The organism is Acidovorax sp. (genome assembly GCF_046294525.1).
GTDB lineage: Bacteria > Pseudomonadota > Gammaproteobacteria > Burkholderiales > Burkholderiaceae_C > Acidovorax.
Window position 1 is genome coordinate 98,726 of sequence record NZ_JBKBKQ010000009.1, and the last position, 16,163, is coordinate 114,888.

The 16,163-nt window shown below is 67.5% G+C and carries 12 protein-coding genes; 6 read left to right on the forward strand and 6 right to left on the reverse strand.

What is annotated here, in order from left to right:
* Window positions 1-305 precede the first annotated feature (305 nt).
* From ACK4HJ_RS10965 to ACK4HJ_RS10980, 4 genes are all read right to left on the reverse strand, one after another.
* Window positions 306-1,553: a M20 family metallopeptidase gene (locus tag ACK4HJ_RS10965; protein ID WP_409831082.1), complete on the reverse strand. Its 1,248-nt coding sequence runs from the start codon at window positions 1,551-1,553 to the stop codon at window positions 306-308.
* Window positions 1,550-3,328, reverse strand: a complete 1,779-nt coding sequence (gene uraD / locus ACK4HJ_RS10970; RefSeq protein WP_409831085.1) for a 2-oxo-4-hydroxy-4-carboxy-5-ureidoimidazoline decarboxylase — start codon at window positions 3,326-3,328, stop codon at window positions 1,550-1,552. The genes ACK4HJ_RS10965 and uraD overlap by 4 nt, the downstream gene beginning before the upstream one ends.
* Window positions 3,329-3,392: 64 nt before the next feature.
* On the reverse strand, window positions 3,393-4,343 hold the full coding sequence (puuE, locus tag ACK4HJ_RS10975; protein ID WP_409831088.1) for an allantoinase PuuE: 951 nt from the start codon (window positions 4,341-4,343) through the stop codon (window positions 3,393-3,395).
* Between the two features lie 13 nt (window positions 4,344-4,356).
* The gene (locus ACK4HJ_RS10980; RefSeq protein WP_409831090.1) at window positions 4,357-5,025 is read right to left on the reverse strand and encodes a GntR family transcriptional regulator; all 669 of its coding nucleotides are present in this window, start codon (window positions 5,023-5,025) and stop codon (window positions 4,357-4,359) included.
* Between the two features lie 107 nt (window positions 5,026-5,132).
* Between ACK4HJ_RS10980 and uraH the strand changes: the two genes are divergently transcribed.
* The gene (gene uraH / locus ACK4HJ_RS10985) at window positions 5,133-5,483 is read left to right on the forward strand and encodes a hydroxyisourate hydrolase (protein ID WP_409831093.1); all 351 of its coding nucleotides are present in this window, start codon (window positions 5,133-5,135) and stop codon (window positions 5,481-5,483) included.
* A 159-nt stretch (window positions 5,484-5,642) separates the two neighbouring features.
* Here the strand turns inward: uraH and ACK4HJ_RS10990 are convergent, their stop codons facing one another.
* The gene (locus ACK4HJ_RS10990) at window positions 5,643-6,125 is read right to left on the reverse strand and encodes a hypothetical protein (protein ID WP_409831176.1); all 483 of its coding nucleotides are present in this window, start codon (window positions 6,123-6,125) and stop codon (window positions 5,643-5,645) included.
* Between the two features lie 145 nt (window positions 6,126-6,270).
* On the opposite strand from ACK4HJ_RS10990, the gene xdhC reads away from it, so the two are divergent.
* Entirely contained in the window at window positions 6,271-7,116 is an 846-nt protein-coding gene (xdhC, locus tag ACK4HJ_RS10995) for a xanthine dehydrogenase accessory protein XdhC (protein WP_409831096.1), read from the forward strand.
* Between the two features lie 475 nt (window positions 7,117-7,591).
* A complete protein-coding gene (locus tag ACK4HJ_RS11000; protein ID WP_409831098.1) occupies window positions 7,592-8,833 on the forward strand; it encodes a urate hydroxylase PuuD in 1,242 nt (413 codons plus the stop codon).
* Between the two features lie 823 nt (window positions 8,834-9,656).
* On the opposite strand, the gene ACK4HJ_RS11005 is transcribed toward ACK4HJ_RS11000, so the two are convergent.
* Window positions 9,657-11,534, reverse strand: coding sequence for an EAL domain-containing protein (locus tag ACK4HJ_RS11005; protein WP_409831101.1), 1,878 nt, complete (start codon window positions 11,532-11,534; stop codon window positions 9,657-9,659).
* Between the two features lie 105 nt (window positions 11,535-11,639).
* Between ACK4HJ_RS11005 and ACK4HJ_RS11010 the strand changes: the two genes are divergently transcribed.
* The 3 genes from ACK4HJ_RS11010 (at window position 11,640) to ACK4HJ_RS11020 (ending at window position 16,148) form a co-directional block, all read left to right on the forward strand.
* Entirely contained in the window at window positions 11,640-12,989 is a 1,350-nt protein-coding gene (locus tag ACK4HJ_RS11010) for a glycerate kinase (RefSeq protein WP_409831103.1), read from the forward strand.
* Window positions 12,990-13,214: 225 nt separating this feature from the next.
* Window positions 13,215-13,838 carry a Crp/Fnr family transcriptional regulator gene (locus tag ACK4HJ_RS11015; protein ID WP_409831105.1) on the forward strand — a complete coding sequence of 208 codons (624 nt, stop codon included), beginning with the start codon at window positions 13,215-13,217 and terminating at the stop codon, window positions 13,836-13,838.
* A gap of 180 nt (window positions 13,839-14,018) precedes the next feature.
* Complete coding sequence (locus ACK4HJ_RS11020; protein WP_409831108.1) at window positions 14,019-16,148, forward strand: diguanylate cyclase; 2,130 nt, start codon at window positions 14,019-14,021, stop codon at window positions 16,146-16,148.
* Window positions 16,149-16,163 lie beyond the last annotated feature (15 nt).

The window sequence follows — 16,163 nt, forward strand, 5'->3', positions numbered from 1 at the left end:
TACCCGATGGCACGGCCAGCGCACATGCTGACTTATGCCTATCCCGCATGGAGCCATCGGTGGTGTGGGGCAGCGGGCCAAGGCGCTGGTGGGCGCGGGCCGCGCGTGCGGCGCGCTCTGCCGCGAAGGTGTCGCGGTGGGGCGCCGGGGGACGGGTGGTCCAGGGTTGCGCGGTGGCGTGGGGGGGTGAGGATAGCCGCTTTTTGTCTGCCGCAGCGGCCGGTTGGGCGGCTCCCTCTCCCGAGAGGGGCGAGGGAGTATCGGTGCGATCCGAAGAGATGCCTGTTTGCGGAGGTGGCTGTGGTCTATGCGCTCAGCAGATCACACAGCGCGCGCGCCACCACCTTGGTCGCCCGGCGCAAATCCTCCAACTCCAGCCGTTCGTCCGCGCGCTTGGCGTGGGATTCGAGCACCGTGCGCGGGCCCGCGCCGTAGATCACGCCGGGGATGCCGCGCTCCACATACAGGCGCACGTCGGTGTACAGCGGCGTTCCCACCGCGGGCACCGGTTCGCCGATCACGGCCTGGGCGTGCTTCTGGATGGCTTCGACCAGCGGTGCATTGCCCGCCAGCGGCGTCATCGCATTGGCCAGCAGCAGGCGCTTGATCTCCACGCGGATTCCGTCGCGCTCGCCCACCGCCTGCTCAATGATGCGGCGGATGGACGCTTCCACTTCGGCCGGGTTCTCCTCGGGGATCATGCGGCGGTCGAGCTTGAACACCACCTTGCCCGGCACGACGTTGGTGTTGGTGCCGCCTTCGATGCGGCCCACGTTCAGGTAGGGGTGCTTGATGCCCGCAACCTTGGACGTGACCTTCTTGTACTCATCGTTCTGCGCGTACAGCGCGTTCAGGATGTGGACCGCGCCCTGTAGCGCATCCACGCCCGTGTGGGGCACGGCGGCGTGGGCCATCTTGCCGTGCACGGTCACTTCCATCTGCAGGCAGCCGTTGTGGGCGGTCACCACTTCGTAGCTGAAGCCCGCCGCAATCATCAGGTCGGGCTTGGTCAGGCCGTTCTTCAGCAGCCAGCCGGGGCCCAGCTCGCCGCCAAATTCTTCGTCGTAGGTGAAGTGCAGTTCCACCGCGCCCTGGGCGGGCTTGGCCACGGCTTCGAGCGCGCGCACGGCGAAGGTGAAGGATGCAAAGTCGCTCTTGCTCACGGCCGTGGCGCGGCCGTACATCTTTCCATCCACGATCTCGGCGCCGTAGGGGTTGTGCGTCCAGCCTTCGCCGGGTGGCACCACGTCGCCATGGGCGTTGAGGGCGATGGTCCTGCCACCGTTGCCGTACGGTCTGCGCACGATGAGGTTGGTGATGGATTCCATGCCGTAGGCCTGCACCTCGGCAGCGGGCACGGCGTGCTTTTCGGCCTCGTAGCCGAAGTCTTTGAGCAGCTCGGCCGTGCGCTCGGCATGGGGCGCGTTATTGCCGGGGGGCGTGTCGGTGGGCACGCGCACCAGGGCCTGCAGAAAGCGCACTTCCTCATCAAAGTGCTGGTCGATCCAGGCGTCCAGGGCGGCGTAAGAAGAAACCTGTGTGGGGGCGGTCATGGCTGTTGTTCCTCGGCAAGCTGCTCCAGCACCAGGGCGAAGGCCTCGATGGTCAGCTGGATGTCGTGGTTGGTGGTGGATTCCAGCGGGTTGTGGCTGATGCCGGAGTTCTGGCCGCGTGTGAACAGCATGGCCTGCGGCATGATTTCGTGCAGCTTCATCGCGTCGTGCCCGGCGCCGCTGGGCATGCGGAACACGGGCACACCCAGCGTGTCGACAGCGCGCTCCCAGTGGTGCTGCAGCGCGGGAGCGCTGGGAGCGGCGGCGGCGCGCATGGATTCTTCCAGCGTGTAGCGCAGGCCGCGCCGCTGGGCGATGCGGGCGAGTTCGTCCAGCACATCGCGCACCAGGGCGTCGCGCTGCGCGTCAGTGGGTGCGCGCAAATCCAGGCTGAACTGGCAGCGGCCGGGCACCACGTTGATGGAGCCGCCCGGCACGTTCAGCAGGCCGATGGTGCCCACCGAGTCCCCGTCCTTGGCCGCGCGTTGTTCGATGAACAGCGCGAGCTCCGCCACAGCCACGGCCGCATCGCGGCGGCGGTCCATGGGGGTGGTGCCGGCGTGGCTGGCGGTGCCAATCATCTCGGCGATAAAGCGCACGCCGCCGTTGATGGAGGTGACCACGCCCAGGGGCAGGTCCAGTTCGTTGAGCACGGGGCCTTGCTCGATGTGCACCTCGATGAAGCCCAGATATTGCGCCGGGTCGCGCTGCAGCTTGGCAATGTCGTCAATGCACAGGCCTGCATGCTGCATGGCCTTGCGCAGGGTCACGCCGTCGGCGTCCTTTTGGTCCAGCCAAGCGGGGTTGAAGTGGCCGATGAGCGCGCCGGAGCCCAGGAAGGTGGCCTTGTAGCGCTGGCCTTCTTCTTCGGCAAAAGCCACCACCTCGATGCCGAACGGCAGGCGCCGGCCGGCACGGTGCAGCTTGCGCACGCAGGCCATGGGCACGAAGATGCCCAGGCGCCCGTCGTACTTGCCGCCGTTGCGCACGGTGTCGTAGTGGGAGCCGGTCAGCAGGGTTTTGGCGGTGGGTTGTGCGCCGTGGTAGCGCCCCACCACGTTGCCCACCGCGTCGATCTCCACGCTGTCAAAGCCGCAGTCGCGCATCCAGTGGCTGATGCGCTGCGCGCAGGCGCGGTGCGCGTCGGTGAGGTAGGTGACGGTGAGCTGGCCTTTTTCGGCGAAGCCGGGGTCGGAGTGTTCGGCCAGCTTCTCGTGCCAGTCCCACACGTCGTTGCCCAGCACGGGCTCGGCCGCAAACTTGTCGGCCAGGCGGATCTCGGCGATGCGGTGGATGTTGCGCAGCGCCTCGGCCAGTTCGAACTCGGGGTGGTTGTCCAGCCGCCGGGCAAAGGTATCGATGATCTCGCGTTTGGACAGGCCGGTGCCACGCGGCCCGCGCACGGCCAGGATGAAGGGGAAGCCAAAGCGCTCGTTGTACGCGGCGTTGAGCTGCTGGATGCGGTCGAACTCCTCGGGCGTGCATTGGGTCAGGCCCGCCTTGCTCTGCTCGTTGGTGGATTCGGCCGTGAGGCTCTTGGCCACCATGGCCTTGCCCGCCAGCTCGGGGTGGGCGCGGATCAGCGCGAGCTTGGCATCGAGCTCGGCCGTGCGCACCACGTGGGCCAAGGCGTGCTTGAGGTGGGCCAGAGAGCGGAACGGCCGCTGCGCCAGGGCCTGCTCGGCAATCCAGGGGGAATGTTCGTACAGCCCGTCCAGCAGCGCCAGGGCATCGGCGGGGCTGGCGGCGTTGAGTTGTTCCAGGGTCAGTGGCATGGTGATTGCTTCAAAAAAGTGAGCTGCCAGCGCTTATTGGATAAGCGCTAGAGGCCGATTTCATCTATAAAACCGGTGCTGGGTGGTGCTTCGCCCAGTGGCGCGCGATGTCGATGCGCCGCGCCACCCACACCTTGTCGTGCTGCGCGATGTGGTCCAGAAAACGCTGCATCGCCGTGATGCGCCCGGGCCGCCCCAGCAGGCGGCAGTGCATGCCGATGCTCATCATCTTGGGCGCGTTGTCTCCGGCGGGGTCCCCTTCGGCATACAGCGCATCAAACGTGTCCTTCATGTATTGGAAGAACGGATCGGCGTGCGAATAGCCCTGGGGCAGCGCAAAGCGCATGTCATTGCAGTCCAGCGTGTAAGGCACGATGAGCTGGGGCACCACACTGCCGTCGGTCTTCTTCACCTTCATCCAGAAGGGCAGGTCGTCGCCGTAGTAGTCGCTGTCGTAGGCAAAGCCGCCGTAGTCGGCCACCAGGCGGTGGGTGTTGGGGCTGTCGCGGCCGGTGTACCAGCCCAGCGCCCTCTGCCCGGTCATGCGTTCAATGATGTCCATGGCCTCGCGCATGTGGGCGCGCTCCACGTCCTCGGGAATGTTCTGGTAGTGAATCCACTTGAGCCCGTGGCAGGCGATCTCGTGACCCAGTTCCACCAAGGCGGCGGTCAGCTCGGGGTGGCGCTGCAGCGCGGTCGATACGCCAAACACCGTGAGCGGCAGCTTGCGTTTTTCAAACTCGCGCAGGATGCGCCACACGCCCGCGCGCGAGCCGTATTCGTAGATGCCCTCCATGCTCATATGCCGCTCGGGGTAGCTGGCGGGGTTGAACATTTCCGACAGGAACTGCTCGCTGCCTGCATCACCATGCAGCACGGCGTTTTCGCCGCCTTCCTCGTAGTTGAGCACGAACTGCACGGCAATGCGGGCGCCGCCGGGCCACTGCGCGTGGGGCGGGTTCGGGCCGTAGCCGATCAGGTCGCGGGGGTAGGGGGCGGTGGCGTCGTAGGTCATGGTGGCGTTGGTTTCAAGAGGCCAGCACGGCCGCCAGGTCGCTGGCGGGGCGCTTGCGGTCAAAGGCCAGGCTGGCCTCCACATGTTCAAGGTGGCTTTGCATCAGCGCCACGGCGCGCACCTCATCGCGCGCGGCCAGGGCGGCGACGATGGCGGCGTGCTCCTCGTGCGAATGCTCGGCCGCGCTGGCGGACTGGTACATCAGCGTGATCAGGGCGCAGCGCGAGATCAGGTCGCCCAGCATCTGCGCCAGCACCTCGTTGCCCATCAGTTCGGCCATGCGCACATGGAAGTCGCCCAGCAGCTCGGTGCGGCTGCTGGCGTCCTGGCTGCCCACGGCGGCTTTCTCGGCGGCCACGTGGGCCCGCAGGGCCTTGATTTTGGCGGGGGTCACCTGGCGCGCAAAGGCGCGGGTCATTTCACTTTCCAGCATGCGGCGCACGGCGAACACCTGCCGGGCCTCTTCGGCCGACGGCGTGGCCACAAACGCGCCGCGCGCGGGCTCCAGCGTGATGAGGCGGTTTTGCGCCAGCTGGAACAGCGCCTGCCGCACCAGCGTGCGCGACACGCCAAAGTGGTCCGCCAGCTTCTGCTCGGCCAGCTTGGTGCCGGGCTGCAGGCGGTGTTCTACGATGGCGCGGGTCAGCGCTTCGACAATCGCGCTGGTGGACGAGGATTCCATGGCGGCATCATACGGTGGAAGCCAAAAAGTGTATACACTTTTGGTCTACACGATGCGGCCGGGGCATCCTTGCCGATGCGCCGCACACCCACCTTCAGGAGATTGCCATGGGCCTCAGCACCCACGTTCTGGACACCATGCACGGCTGCCCCGCCGCGGGCATGGAAGTCACCCTATATTCCACCCACGGCGACGTCGCCACCCTCATCAAGCGCCTGGTGCTCAACCGAGACGGCCGCACTGACGAGCCGCTGTTCGACAACGCCAGCCTGCGCACCGGCACCTACCGCCTGCGCTTTGATGTGGCCGGCTACTTCAAAGCCCGTGGCGTGCAGCTGCCCGAGCCGAATTTTTTGAACCAAGTGAGCCTGGACTTCGGCATTGCCCATGCCGACCAGCACTACCACGTGCCGCTGCTGGTGAGCCCCTGGAGTTACTCGACTTATCGCGGGTCATAGATGTGAACCCCCCTTGGGTCGCTTTCGCGCCTTCCCCCCAAAGGGGGACGCCGCCAGCGCGGCTGGGCGGCCCTTGCGCGGCGGCCCTGGCTCTGCGCAGCGCCAGTGCATGGATTGGCGCGCACCCGAACATTCAGCGAGGGTGCACGGTGCCAGCCCCTACAGCTGTCCTTCGGTGAGCGTATCCAGTTGAAATTGCCCACTCTTGTCCCACAGCCACGTATCGGTGTAGGTGACCTTGCCCATGCGGGTCGGCACCGGAAAGGGAGCTGCGGCGCGCACCGTGCGTTCGATCTCGGCCACCACCTCGGGCGCATGCTTGGGGGCGCGCATCCAGTGCAGGCGGGTGACCTTGCCTGTGCGGTCAATGTCCACCTCCAGCACGCCGATCGCGTATAGCATGGGCGGCAGCTTGCCCTTGAAGACGCGCTCCCGGTTCAGGCCATACAGGTGGGTGGCGGCGTCTTCGCGGTAGGCGCGCGGGGTGCTGGCGGCCGATGTGCGGGCCGAGCCCACCTTGGCGGGCACCGGGCCGGTCACGCCTGCGGCTGGGTCGGCGCTGGGGGTGCGGCTGTCCTGCACGGGGGGTGGGGGCTCGGGGGCGGACTTGCAGGCTGCCACCAGGGCCGCCACCGCGGCCATGAGCCCTGCAAGCAGCCAGTGGCGGCTGCGGGTACTGGAAGAGCGCTCGGTGGCAGAAGTCGACATGATGGCTGGGAGGAAGGAAGGGGCTCTGGCGGCCTCCTTACACACGGGGCCTGCCAAACGATGGGATGGAAAAAAGTTTGTGACTGATTTGCGTTTACTGTGGGACGCCCTGGAGCGCTCGCCCGCCTGTCTCGTGAGGGTGGAGTCTACCGAAGGCTCGGTCCCGCGTGAAGCGGGCGCATGGATGGCCGTGTTGGCCGACGGCCGCATCGTGGGCACCATCGGCGGCGGCCACCTGGAGCTGCAGGCCATTGCCGAAGCGCGCCGCCGCCTAGCGGGCGTGCCCGGCCCCGCGCGGCCCCAGGCGTCGCTGCGCTTTGCCCTGGGCCCCACGCTGGGACAATGCTGCGGCGGCGTGGTGCACCTGGGGTTTGAATGCATTACCGCAGCCGACCGCGCCCCCGCCGCCGGCCTGGCCCAGCGCCTGGCGCCGCGCCAGCACCCGGTGGCGCTGTTTGGCGGCGGGCACGTGGGGCACGCGCTGGCGCGGGCGCTGGCGCCGCTGCCGTTTGCGCTCACTTGGTTGGACAGCCGCGACGGGGTGTTCCCGCAGCCCGCACCCGACGGCGTGGCCTGCGAGCACTCCGATCCCGTGCAGCAGGCCGTGCCCGGTCTGGCACCTGGCAGCCGCGTGCTGATCATGAGCTTCAGCCACGCCGAGGACTTGGACGTGGTCGCGGCCTGCCTGCGCCGCCAGCGCGAGCAGGGCGACCTGCCCTTCATCGGTCTCATCGGCAGCCGCACCAAGTGGGCTACCTTCCAGCGCCGGCTGCGCGGCCGGGGTTTTGCACAAGCTGAGCTGGACCACATCACCTGCCCCATCGGCGTGCCCGGCATCACCGGCAAGGAGCCCGCAGTGATCGCCGTGGCCGTGGCCGCGCAGCTGCTGATGACGCTGGAGGCGGCGGCGCCGGGCTCCGGGTAAATCCGGCCTGCTCCGGCAGAGCCTGGGCTGGAATCAGGAACAAATCCTGCATACACTTTTCGCTGTTTGAATTTGGTTTCACAGGTCGCAGCGGTGCCCGGCGGATCATGTCCCGCCAAGGTGCGCGACCAAAATTTCTGCTCAGAGCGCCCGCAGTGGTGAGCAGGTTGTATGAACGTGTTTGCGATCTCCCAGGGGTCGCGCAGCGGTCTTCGCGGGTTGGAGTGCTAGGCGCTGCGATAGTGGATGGCAGAGCTATCCAATATCGCAGCCACGCAAAAGACCGCCCGCAAAGACCACTGCCCGAAGGGTTGGAGCGAAATCGGGCGATTGAACGCCCCGGCTGCTGGCATGGGCATGAGCCCATGCGGCGCAGCCGAAGCATCCACTCGTCCCGATTGCGCTCCAACGCGACCCCTGCCAGATCGCAAACACGTTCAATTGCGGCGCCCCGCGCCGCCAAGGTTGAGAACTCATGGAAAGCTACCTTCTCGACTGGGCCAACCTGCTGCTGCGCTGGGTCCACGTCATCACCGCCATCGCCTGGATCGGCTCGTCCTTCTACTTCGTCTTTCTGGACAGCAGCCTCACGCCGCCGCAAGACGAAGATTTAAAGAAGCAGGGCGTCAGCGGCGAGCTCTGGGCCGTGCACGGCGGCGGGTTCTACCACCCGGTCAAGTTCGCGGTGTCGCCCCCGCAGTTGCCCAAACACCTGCACTGGTTCTTCTGGGAAAGCTACAGCACCTGGATCAGCGGCTTTGCGCTGTTCACCGTGTCGTACCTGTACAGCGCCAGCACCTACCTCATCGACAAATCCAAGATGGACTGGGCGCCCGCCACCGCCATCATCGTGGCGCTGGCGTTCTTCGTTGTGTTCTGGCTGCTGTACGACGCCATCTGCCGCATCTTCGGCCAGAAAAAGAACGGCGACGCCATTGTGGGTGCCCTCGTCTTTGTGCTGGTGTGCGTGGCCTCGTGGTTGGCTTGCCACTGGTTTGCGGGCCGCGCCGCCTTCTTGCTGGTGGGCGCCATGATCGCCACCGCCATGAGCGCCAACGTGTTCTTCTGGATCATCCCCGGCCAGCGCACCGTCATCGCGCAGATCAAGGCGGGCCAGCCCGTAGACCCCATCCACGGCAAACGCGGCAAGCAGCGCAGCGTGCACAACACGTATTTCACGCTGCCCGTGCTGTTTGCCATGCTGAGCAACCACTACAGCTTTACCTGGAGCCACCCGCAAAACTGGCTGGTGCTGATCCTGATGATGTTTGCAGGCGCCGCCATCCGCCAGTTCTTTGTGATGCGCCACGGCTACAAGCTGGGCCGCAATGGCAATCCGCTGCCGTATGCGCTGGTGGGCATTGCAGTCATCTTGGGCGCCATCGTGTGGATGCGCCCTGCGCCACAGGCAGCAGCAGCGGTTGCTCCTGAAACAGGAGCTGTCAGCGCTTTACCAGCAAGCGCTGGGGGCCAAAATGACTACCAATCTCTGCAGCCCGTGCTGGAGCAGCGCTGCTACATGTGCCACGGCGCCCAGGTGCAAATGAAAAACCTGCGCGTGGACTCGCCTGAGCAGGTGAAGCAGCATGCGCAAGCCATCTACCAGCAGGTGGTGGTGCAAAAGCTGATGCCCATGAACAACGCCACGGGCATGACGGATGCGGAGCGGGCGTTGGTGAAGCGGTGGTTTGAGGCGGGGGCGGGGACGGGGCCTTAAGGGTGGGCTGGTGCAATGGCGGGGTGCTAAGCGCAGCCGGTGGATGGGGCTGAAAGGGGACGGGCAATGCTTGACATGAAAGGCATACGACAGGCGGAGCAGGCGGCTGTCCCCTCGATCAAATGGTTAGGCCTATTTGCCCCCTTTGAGAAGAGATGCCAGAAGAAGAAGAGCCTCCTGGTAGTTCATTGCTCGTCTCTGGTGCGCGGTGCTTCGACAGAGCATTCCTGTGGGCCTGTGTCTCAGTCTGACGCAACTCGTCGTTTTCGCAATCATGCAACTTGGCCTGGAGAACTCATACAGGAAGTACTCGAGTTCGAGCTCGTCAGTAGTTATCGCGGCCTCGCACCACTGGGCAGCTCGCACCAACCGAAAACTGATACCTTCACCAAGTCTTCGCCGAAGGGCCTGAGGTAAAGCGCAGACCGCTTCGCTCGAAAGTGGCCCCGACAGTTTCAGCACTGCCGCTGATAAGTCGCCATCCCCGTTACGCAATTCCTCGTCAAGGATTTCGGCCATTGACATGTCAATCCCTGCATCGACACAAGCCTTTATGGCCTCTCCAAGCCACGCTTTGCGGGGGACATCTTCTCTCAGAAGAATGTATAGCTCAGGGGAAACGACTGCTCTTTCCAGGGAGTCAAACACTGGCGCTTCGGCTGGTACCGGTTCCGCGGTTATGAACACAGCTTCCTCCTGGTCTTGGACCAATGGCGGCTTATGGTAATGGATGCCACAATCGGCTCCGGGCCCAAAGCTACCCTGTCGCCGAATCAATCATTTCCCACCAATACCGAGCTGGAATTACGTCTTCCGCGCCACCCTACGCCGCCAACACATCCTGCAACGCCCGCGCCGCCGCCAACGCCCCCAGGCCCGATTCCGTAAACCCCCCATGCAGCACCACCCCGGTCGCTGCCTGCTTGGCCTCGTGCTTGGCCACAGCCGCCAGGTTTGCCACCTCTTCCGCATGTCGATAGCGCCCCGGCGCGATGCGTACAGCCCCAACGGCCAGTGTGGTGCAGGGAAAAAACCGCCGCACGCCATGCCGGTCCTCGGCCTCAATACCGCCGGCCTTGCGCGCTGCGTCGTCAAACAGCATGAGCGCCTCGCGCGCAAACTCATCCACGATGTTCTTGCAGCGCTGCAGCCAGTTGCTGCTCTGAAAGATCAGCATGAAATCATCCCCACCCACATGGCCCACAAAGTCGCGCCGCGCGTCGCAGTGTGCGGTGGCCAGGCGGGCCACCAGGCGGATCATCTGGTCGCCGCGCCAGTAGCCGTAGTGGTCGTTGAAGGGCTTGAAGTTGTTCAGGTCGGCGTAGCAGGCCACAAACTCGCTGCCGTTGTCCAGCAGGCGCTGCATGTGCAGGCTGATGGGAATGTTGCCGGGCAGAAAGGTCAGCGGGTTGGCGTGGCGTGCGGCTTCGATGCGGGTTTCTGTCACGGCGCGCACCAGTTGGTCGCCCGTGCCCAGGCCCAGGTAGCGGCCGTTGTCGGTGACGATGTAGCCGTCGTTCAGATACCGCTGGTCCTGCGAGGTGAGGATGCCCACGAGCTGGTCCACATCGCAGTCCAGCTCCACCACGCGGGGCGCCGTGTTGGCAAACGCCAGGCAGGGCTTGCGGCCATGCACCTCGCGGAAGTACAGCGTGGCGTAGTGGTTCATGAACTGCTGGCGGTTGATGAGCGCCACAGGCCGCGTGCCGTCCACCACGGCCAGGGCGTGCAGGCCGGGGTTCTTGTGGAACAGCGTGGCCACGGCGTCGTTGCTGGTGCCGGGCGATGCGGTGGGCGCCTGCACCACCAGCAGGCTGCGCAGAATGCCGGGACGCGCCGTTTGCCCCAGGTGGGGCAGCACGGCCACGCGGCGGTCGTGCATCACCTCCAGCGCGGGGCCGTCCACCAGTTCGCGCGGGGCCGGCGCGGGGCGGCCGAGCAGCCAGCCCTGGCCAAAGGGAATGTCCAGGTCGCGCAGGGCACGCAGGTCGTCGCGGGTTTCAATGCCTTCGGCGATCAAGGTGGTGCCGAACACGTCGGCAATGCCCTTGATGGCCTGCAGCATCTGCAGGTTCTCGGGGTGGTCGCTGATGTCGTGGATGAAGTATTTGTCGATCTTCACGAAGTCGGGCTTCACCTCGGACCACAGCCGCAGGCTAGACCGGCCATCCCCAAAGTCGTCGAGCGCCAGGCGCGCGCCGCAGGCGTGCACGGCCTTGATGGCCTCGCGCAGCTGGGGCATGTCGGTGACACGCTCGTGTTCGGTGATCTCCAGCACCAGCATGCGCGCGCTCAGCCCCAGGCCGCGCACGGTGTGGCCCAGCGCCTGGGTGCCCAGCAGGGCCACGCCGTGCACCAGCGCGTCGGCGCTGATGTTGACGAACAACCGGCCCGGAGCGTCGCAGCGGCCCCATTGCTCCAGCGCGGTAAATACGCACAGCAGTTCAAAGTCCAGCAGCAGGCGCTCGCGCCGGGCCAGGTCCAGCAGCACGTCGGGGGTGTGATATGGGCTGCCCTGCGGCCCGCGGATCAGGGCCTCGTGGGCGTAGATGCTGCCTTCGCGCAAATCGGCCAGGGGCTGGAACACGCAGTGCAGGCCGCCTTCGCGCATCAGCCGGGCCAGCGGGCCGGTGCCATGGCGCACGGCGGGCGACAGCAGCGCCAGCATGGCCTCCCGTCGGGTCCCTTGGATGTGGTGCATGGCGTGGTGTCGGTCCCTGAGCAAGGCGCCAAAGATAGCGGCGAGGTGTGACAGCCCGGTTACACGCAGCGCTGCTGTGCGTGGCACGGCGGCACAATGTGCGCCATGCCTCAACACCCTTCAACAGCCCAGGTCGCCGCCCCGTTGCCCGATGCGCGCACTGCGCCGCGCGAATTTCTACAAGCCTTGTTCGACACCGCCGTGCGCAGCGCGCAGCCGCTGCACGGCATGCGCCAGTGGCTGCCGTCGCCACCCGCAGGCCGCACGCTGGTGCTGGGCGCGGGCAAGGCGGGCGGCGCCATGGCGCAGGCGCTGGAAGCGCTGTGGCCGGCAGATGCGCCCTTGTCGGGTCTGGTGGTCACGCGCTATGGGCATGTGCCGCCGCGGCCTGCGGGCCTGCCCCAGCGCATCGAAGTGGTGGAGGCCGCACACCCGGTGCCCGACGCGGCCGGGCTGGCCGCCGCGCAGCGCATTCTGGACCTGGCGCAGGGCCTCACGCCTGACGACCTGGTGCTGTGCCTGATCTCGGGCGGTGGGTCGTCGCTGCTCACGCTGCCGGGCGAGGGGCTGACACTGGAAGACAAGCAGCAGATCAACCGCGCGCTGCTGGAAAGCGGCGCCCACATCGGCGAGATGAACTGCGTGCGCAAGCACCTCTCGCGCATCAAGGGCGGGCGGCTGGCGGCGGCGTGTGCGCCCGCCCGCGTGGTCACGCTCACCATCAGCGATGTGCCGGGCGATGACCCCTCGGTCATCGCCAGCGGCCCCACCGTGCCCGACGCCACCACCTGCGCCGACGCGCTGGCGATTCTGGACCGTTATGGCATTGCGGTGCCGGATGCCGTGCGCGCCGCGCTGGCCGCGGGCACGCCCGAGACGCCCAAGCCCGGTGATGCGCGGTTTGCCGGCCATGCCGTGCACCTTATCGCCACGCCCTGGCAGGCGCTGCAGGCTGCGGCCGACGCAGCGCGCAGCGCGGGGCTGGCCGTGCATGTGCTGTCCGACGAGATCGAGGGCGAATCGCGCGAAGTGGGCAAGGTGCACGCCGCGCTGGCCCGCGCGGTGGCGCGGCGCGGCGAGCCTTTTGCACGGCCGTGTATGGTGCTGTCGGGTGGCGAGACCACCGTCACCGTCCGCCCGCGCGCACCGGGCGCCGCACGCGGGCGCGGAGGCCGCGCGGGCGAGTTTTGCCTGGGCCTGGCGCAGGCGCTGCAGGGCCAGGCGCAGGTGTGGGCGCTGGCGGCCGACACCGACGGCATCGACGGCGTGGAGGACAACGCGGGCGCTTTCGTCACGCCCGACACGCTGGCCCGCGCCGCAGTGGCCGGCCTGCGCATCGACGACCACCTGACGCGCAACGATGCGTGGGGCTACTTCGCGGGGCTGGGCGACCTGCTGGTGACAGGGCCCACGCACACCAATGTGAATGATTTTCGCGCGCTATTGATTTTGTAGCTTCTAGCGCTTATGTAGTAAGCGCTAGAAGTTGTTTTTGCTGGAAATTTTCTTCTGCATTGCCCGCGCCCCGCCGCGTGGCCGCGGGCGGGCAGGTGCCGGCGCGGCCGGGCTGTTGCGAAGCGCGCAGCGGCCGGCGCCGTGCCGCAGGCCGCACAGCCGCACGTGGTGCGGCTTTGATCTTGCTCAATGCTGCCCGGGCCGGGGCGGGGCACAGTCCGTCCCATGCAGCCTTCCACGATTTTTTCTCTGCCCGACCACACCGAGGTCATTGCCGCCGGTGAGGTGCTGCGCAGGCGCAACGAGGTGCTGACATCGGTGCTGCATCTGGAAAGCGGGCGCGTGCTGCGCGGTGTGCTGGACGACGGCGTGATGCGCCACCAGCTGGGCGCAGTGGAAGGCCCTTTCTGGCTCGATGCAGCATCGGCGCTGCTGGGCCTGCCGTTCCCGGTGGACATGGTGGCCGACACGCGGCTGCAGGTGCGCCGCGTTCCCATGGAGGACTTCCGCCGCAGCCTGGCTGCCATGCCAGACGGTGCGCGCGACCTGCTGCTGGACATGGCGCAGGGCTACCGCCAGCAGTCCGAACTGGCCGTAAGCCGCCTGGCGCAAGATGCCGAGTCACGCTGCGCGCAGTGGCTGCTGCAGCATGCCGAGCCCGCACCAAGCGGCACCATGCAGGTCACCCTGCACCAACGCAAACGCCTCATCGCCGCCCAGCTGGGCATTGCCCCCGAGACCTTCTCGCGCGTGCTGCGCCACCTGCGCGAACTGGGCCTCGTTCACGGCACAGGCAACGTGCTGAACCTGCCCCAGCCGGGCGCGCTGCAGACCATGGCGGGCTGCTGAAAAAAAGACTGCGAGATCAGGGTTTTTACCCGCCTTTGACTGAGGGTTCCACCCAAGCCCCGGGCGGTGGGCGCTGCGTATATTTGTTGGCAACTGTCTGGTCTGACCCGACGCCATGCCAACCGCCCGCCCTGTGTGCCCCCCTTTGCGCCCCACCGGCGCCTGCTGTCCGGAGTGTCCATGACGCCCCAGGACCACCCTGCGCCGCACCCCGATGCGCCAGGCTGGTGGATGCCCGGTGCGCTGGTGCTGCGCCTGGTGCTGGTGGCGGTGATGGCGGTGGTGGCGTCTGGCGCTGTGTCGGCATGGCTGGTCACCCGGGCGTCGGGCCAGGAGGCCATGCGCCGCATGGTCAGCCAGCAGACCGACGAGGTCGAGGTGGTGGCCCGCCTCCTGGCCAGCAAGATCGAGCAGAGCCAGAAGGTGCTGCGCACCGTGGCCGCGGGCATCACGCCGGGCATGCTCGACTCGCCCTCCACGCTGGAATGGCTGCTGCAGCAGGGCCTGCCCGCCGTGCAGTTCTTCGATGCGATGCAGGTGGCCCGCGACAACGGCGAGCTGCGCATGAACCTGCGCGCAGGTCGCCTGCAAAAGGCGTCTGAACTGGACCCGGCCGAGCGCGACGCACTGCGCCGCACGCTGGTGGATGGCAAGCCGCTGGTGTCCGAGCTGATTGCAGGGCGCACCAGCGAGGCGCGCGTGATGTTCACCATGCCGCTGCACCGCGACGACGGCACGGTGCTGGGCGTGGTGGCCGGTGCGCTGCGCCTGCAGTCGCAGGGCTTGCTCCCGCCGTCCATGGCCTTGCCCGCGCGCGAGGATTCGCGGCTCATCGTCTTCACGCGCGACGGCACCATCCTGTCGCACTCCGACCCCACGCGCATCATGGGCCAGGTGCGCGACGAGCCGGGCCTGGCGCCCGTCTATGCCCAGTGGCAGACGCAGGCCCAGCCGGTGGTGGGCCGGGGCGTCACCCACGTGCAGCCCGACCATGTCGTCAGCATGGCGGGCATGCCCCTGCCGCAGTGGATCGTGGCCCGCGTAAGCCATTCGCAGGCGTTGCTGGAACCGCTGCAAGGCGCCCAGCGCGAGGCCTGGTGGCTGGCCGCGGCCAGCATGGCCCTGTGCGTGCTGGTGGTGGCGCTGCTGATGGGCTGGATGGCGCAGCCGCTGGCTCAGCTGACGCACAGCGCGCGCCGCATGGTGCAGCAGCCCTTCACACGAGGCGGCCTGGCGCCGCAGCCGCACCCCGCGCCGGACGACACGGCCTGGCCCCGCGCTGGTGGCGAGGTGGGCGCGCTGGTGCAGGTCTTTCGGCGGCTGTTGCAGCAGGCGGGACAGCAGCAGCAGCACATGGCCACGCTCAACGGGCAGTTCCAGGCCATTCTGGACAACGCCTCGGTGGGCATCGTCATCTCGCGCCAGGGCATGCTGGACGTGGTGGGCCGCCAGGCCAGCGTGATGCTGGGCTACGCGCCCGGCGAGCTTGTTGGCCGCCCGGCCCGCGTGCTGTACGCCACCGACGCCGACTACCTGCGTTTGGGCGACCGCGTCCAGGCCGAGTTTGCGGCGCACGGCACGTTTGACGGCGACGTGTGCTTTACCCGCAAGGACGGCACGCCCGTGTGGGCGCGCGTGCAGGGCCGCGGCGTGCAGCCCGGCGAGCTGGCCGGGGGCACGGTGTGGATCCTGGAAGACATCACCGCGGCGCGCGAGGCCCAGGTGCAGCACGCCTGGGAGCGCAGCCACGACGCGCTGACCCAGCTGTACAACCGCGCCGCGTTCGACGAGCGCCTGGGCCTGTTGCTGGCCGAACGCTCGACCCGCCCGCGCGCGCCTGCTGCGGCGGGCCAGGAGCCCTATGGCGATGGCGTGGTGCTGTTCATGGACCTGGACCATTTCACCGTGGTGAACGACATTGCGGGCCATGACGCGGGCGACGATGTGCTGCGCCACGTGGCCCGCCTGCTGGAGTCGCAGGTGCGGCAGATCGGCTGGGCTGCGCGGCTGGGCGGGGACGAGTTTGCCGTGGTGCTGCCGGGCTGCGCCCTGGCCCGCGGCCAGGCCGTGGCCGAGCAGCTGCGCCAGTCGGTAGCGGCGTGGGAGCCCTCGTACCAGGGCCGCAGCTTCACGCTGGGGGTCAGCATCGGCCTGGTGGTGCTGGACGCCAGCCTGCAGGACGTGCCCTCGGTGCTGTACGCGGCCGACATGGCTTGCTATGACGCCAAGCGCGCGGGCCGCAACCGCGTGGAGATGCGGCACGCGAGCCAGGCGACGGCGTCGGGGCGCATGGCGCTGGGACCGGCGTGAATGGAGACACCCCCC

Excerpts from the sequence above, each read along its gene's own strand:
- ACK4HJ_RS10965 (WP_409831082.1), bottom strand. The coding sequence starts at position 1,553 with ATGACCGCCCCCACACAGGTTTCTTCTTACGCCGCCCTGGACGCCTGG.
- uraD (WP_409831085.1), bottom strand. The coding sequence starts at position 3,328 with ATGCCACTGACCCTGGAACAACTCAACGCCGCCAGCCCCGCCGATGCC.
- puuE (WP_409831088.1), bottom strand. The coding sequence starts at position 4,343 with ATGACCTACGACGCCACCGCCCCCTACCCCCGCGACCTGATCGGCTAC.
- ACK4HJ_RS10980 (WP_409831090.1), bottom strand. The coding sequence starts at position 5,025 with ATGGAATCCTCGTCCACCAGCGCGATTGTCGAAGCGCTGACCCGCGCC.
- uraH (WP_409831093.1), top strand. The coding sequence starts at position 5,133 with ATGGGCCTCAGCACCCACGTTCTGGACACCATGCACGGCTGCCCCGCC.
- ACK4HJ_RS10990 (WP_409831176.1), bottom strand. The coding sequence starts at position 6,125 with ATGGCCGCGGTGGCGGCCCTGGTGGCAGCCTGCAAGTCCGCCCCCGAG.
- ACK4HJ_RS11000 (WP_409831098.1), top strand. The coding sequence starts at position 7,592 with ATGGAAAGCTACCTTCTCGACTGGGCCAACCTGCTGCTGCGCTGGGTC.
- ACK4HJ_RS11005 (WP_409831101.1), bottom strand. The coding sequence starts at position 11,534 with ATGCACCACATCCAAGGGACCCGACGGGAGGCCATGCTGGCGCTGCTG.
- ACK4HJ_RS11010 (WP_409831103.1), top strand. The coding sequence starts at position 11,640 with ATGCCTCAACACCCTTCAACAGCCCAGGTCGCCGCCCCGTTGCCCGAT.
- ACK4HJ_RS11015 (WP_409831105.1), top strand. The coding sequence starts at position 13,215 with ATGCAGCCTTCCACGATTTTTTCTCTGCCCGACCACACCGAGGTCATT.
- ACK4HJ_RS11020 (WP_409831108.1), top strand. The coding sequence starts at position 14,019 with ATGACGCCCCAGGACCACCCTGCGCCGCACCCCGATGCGCCAGGCTGG.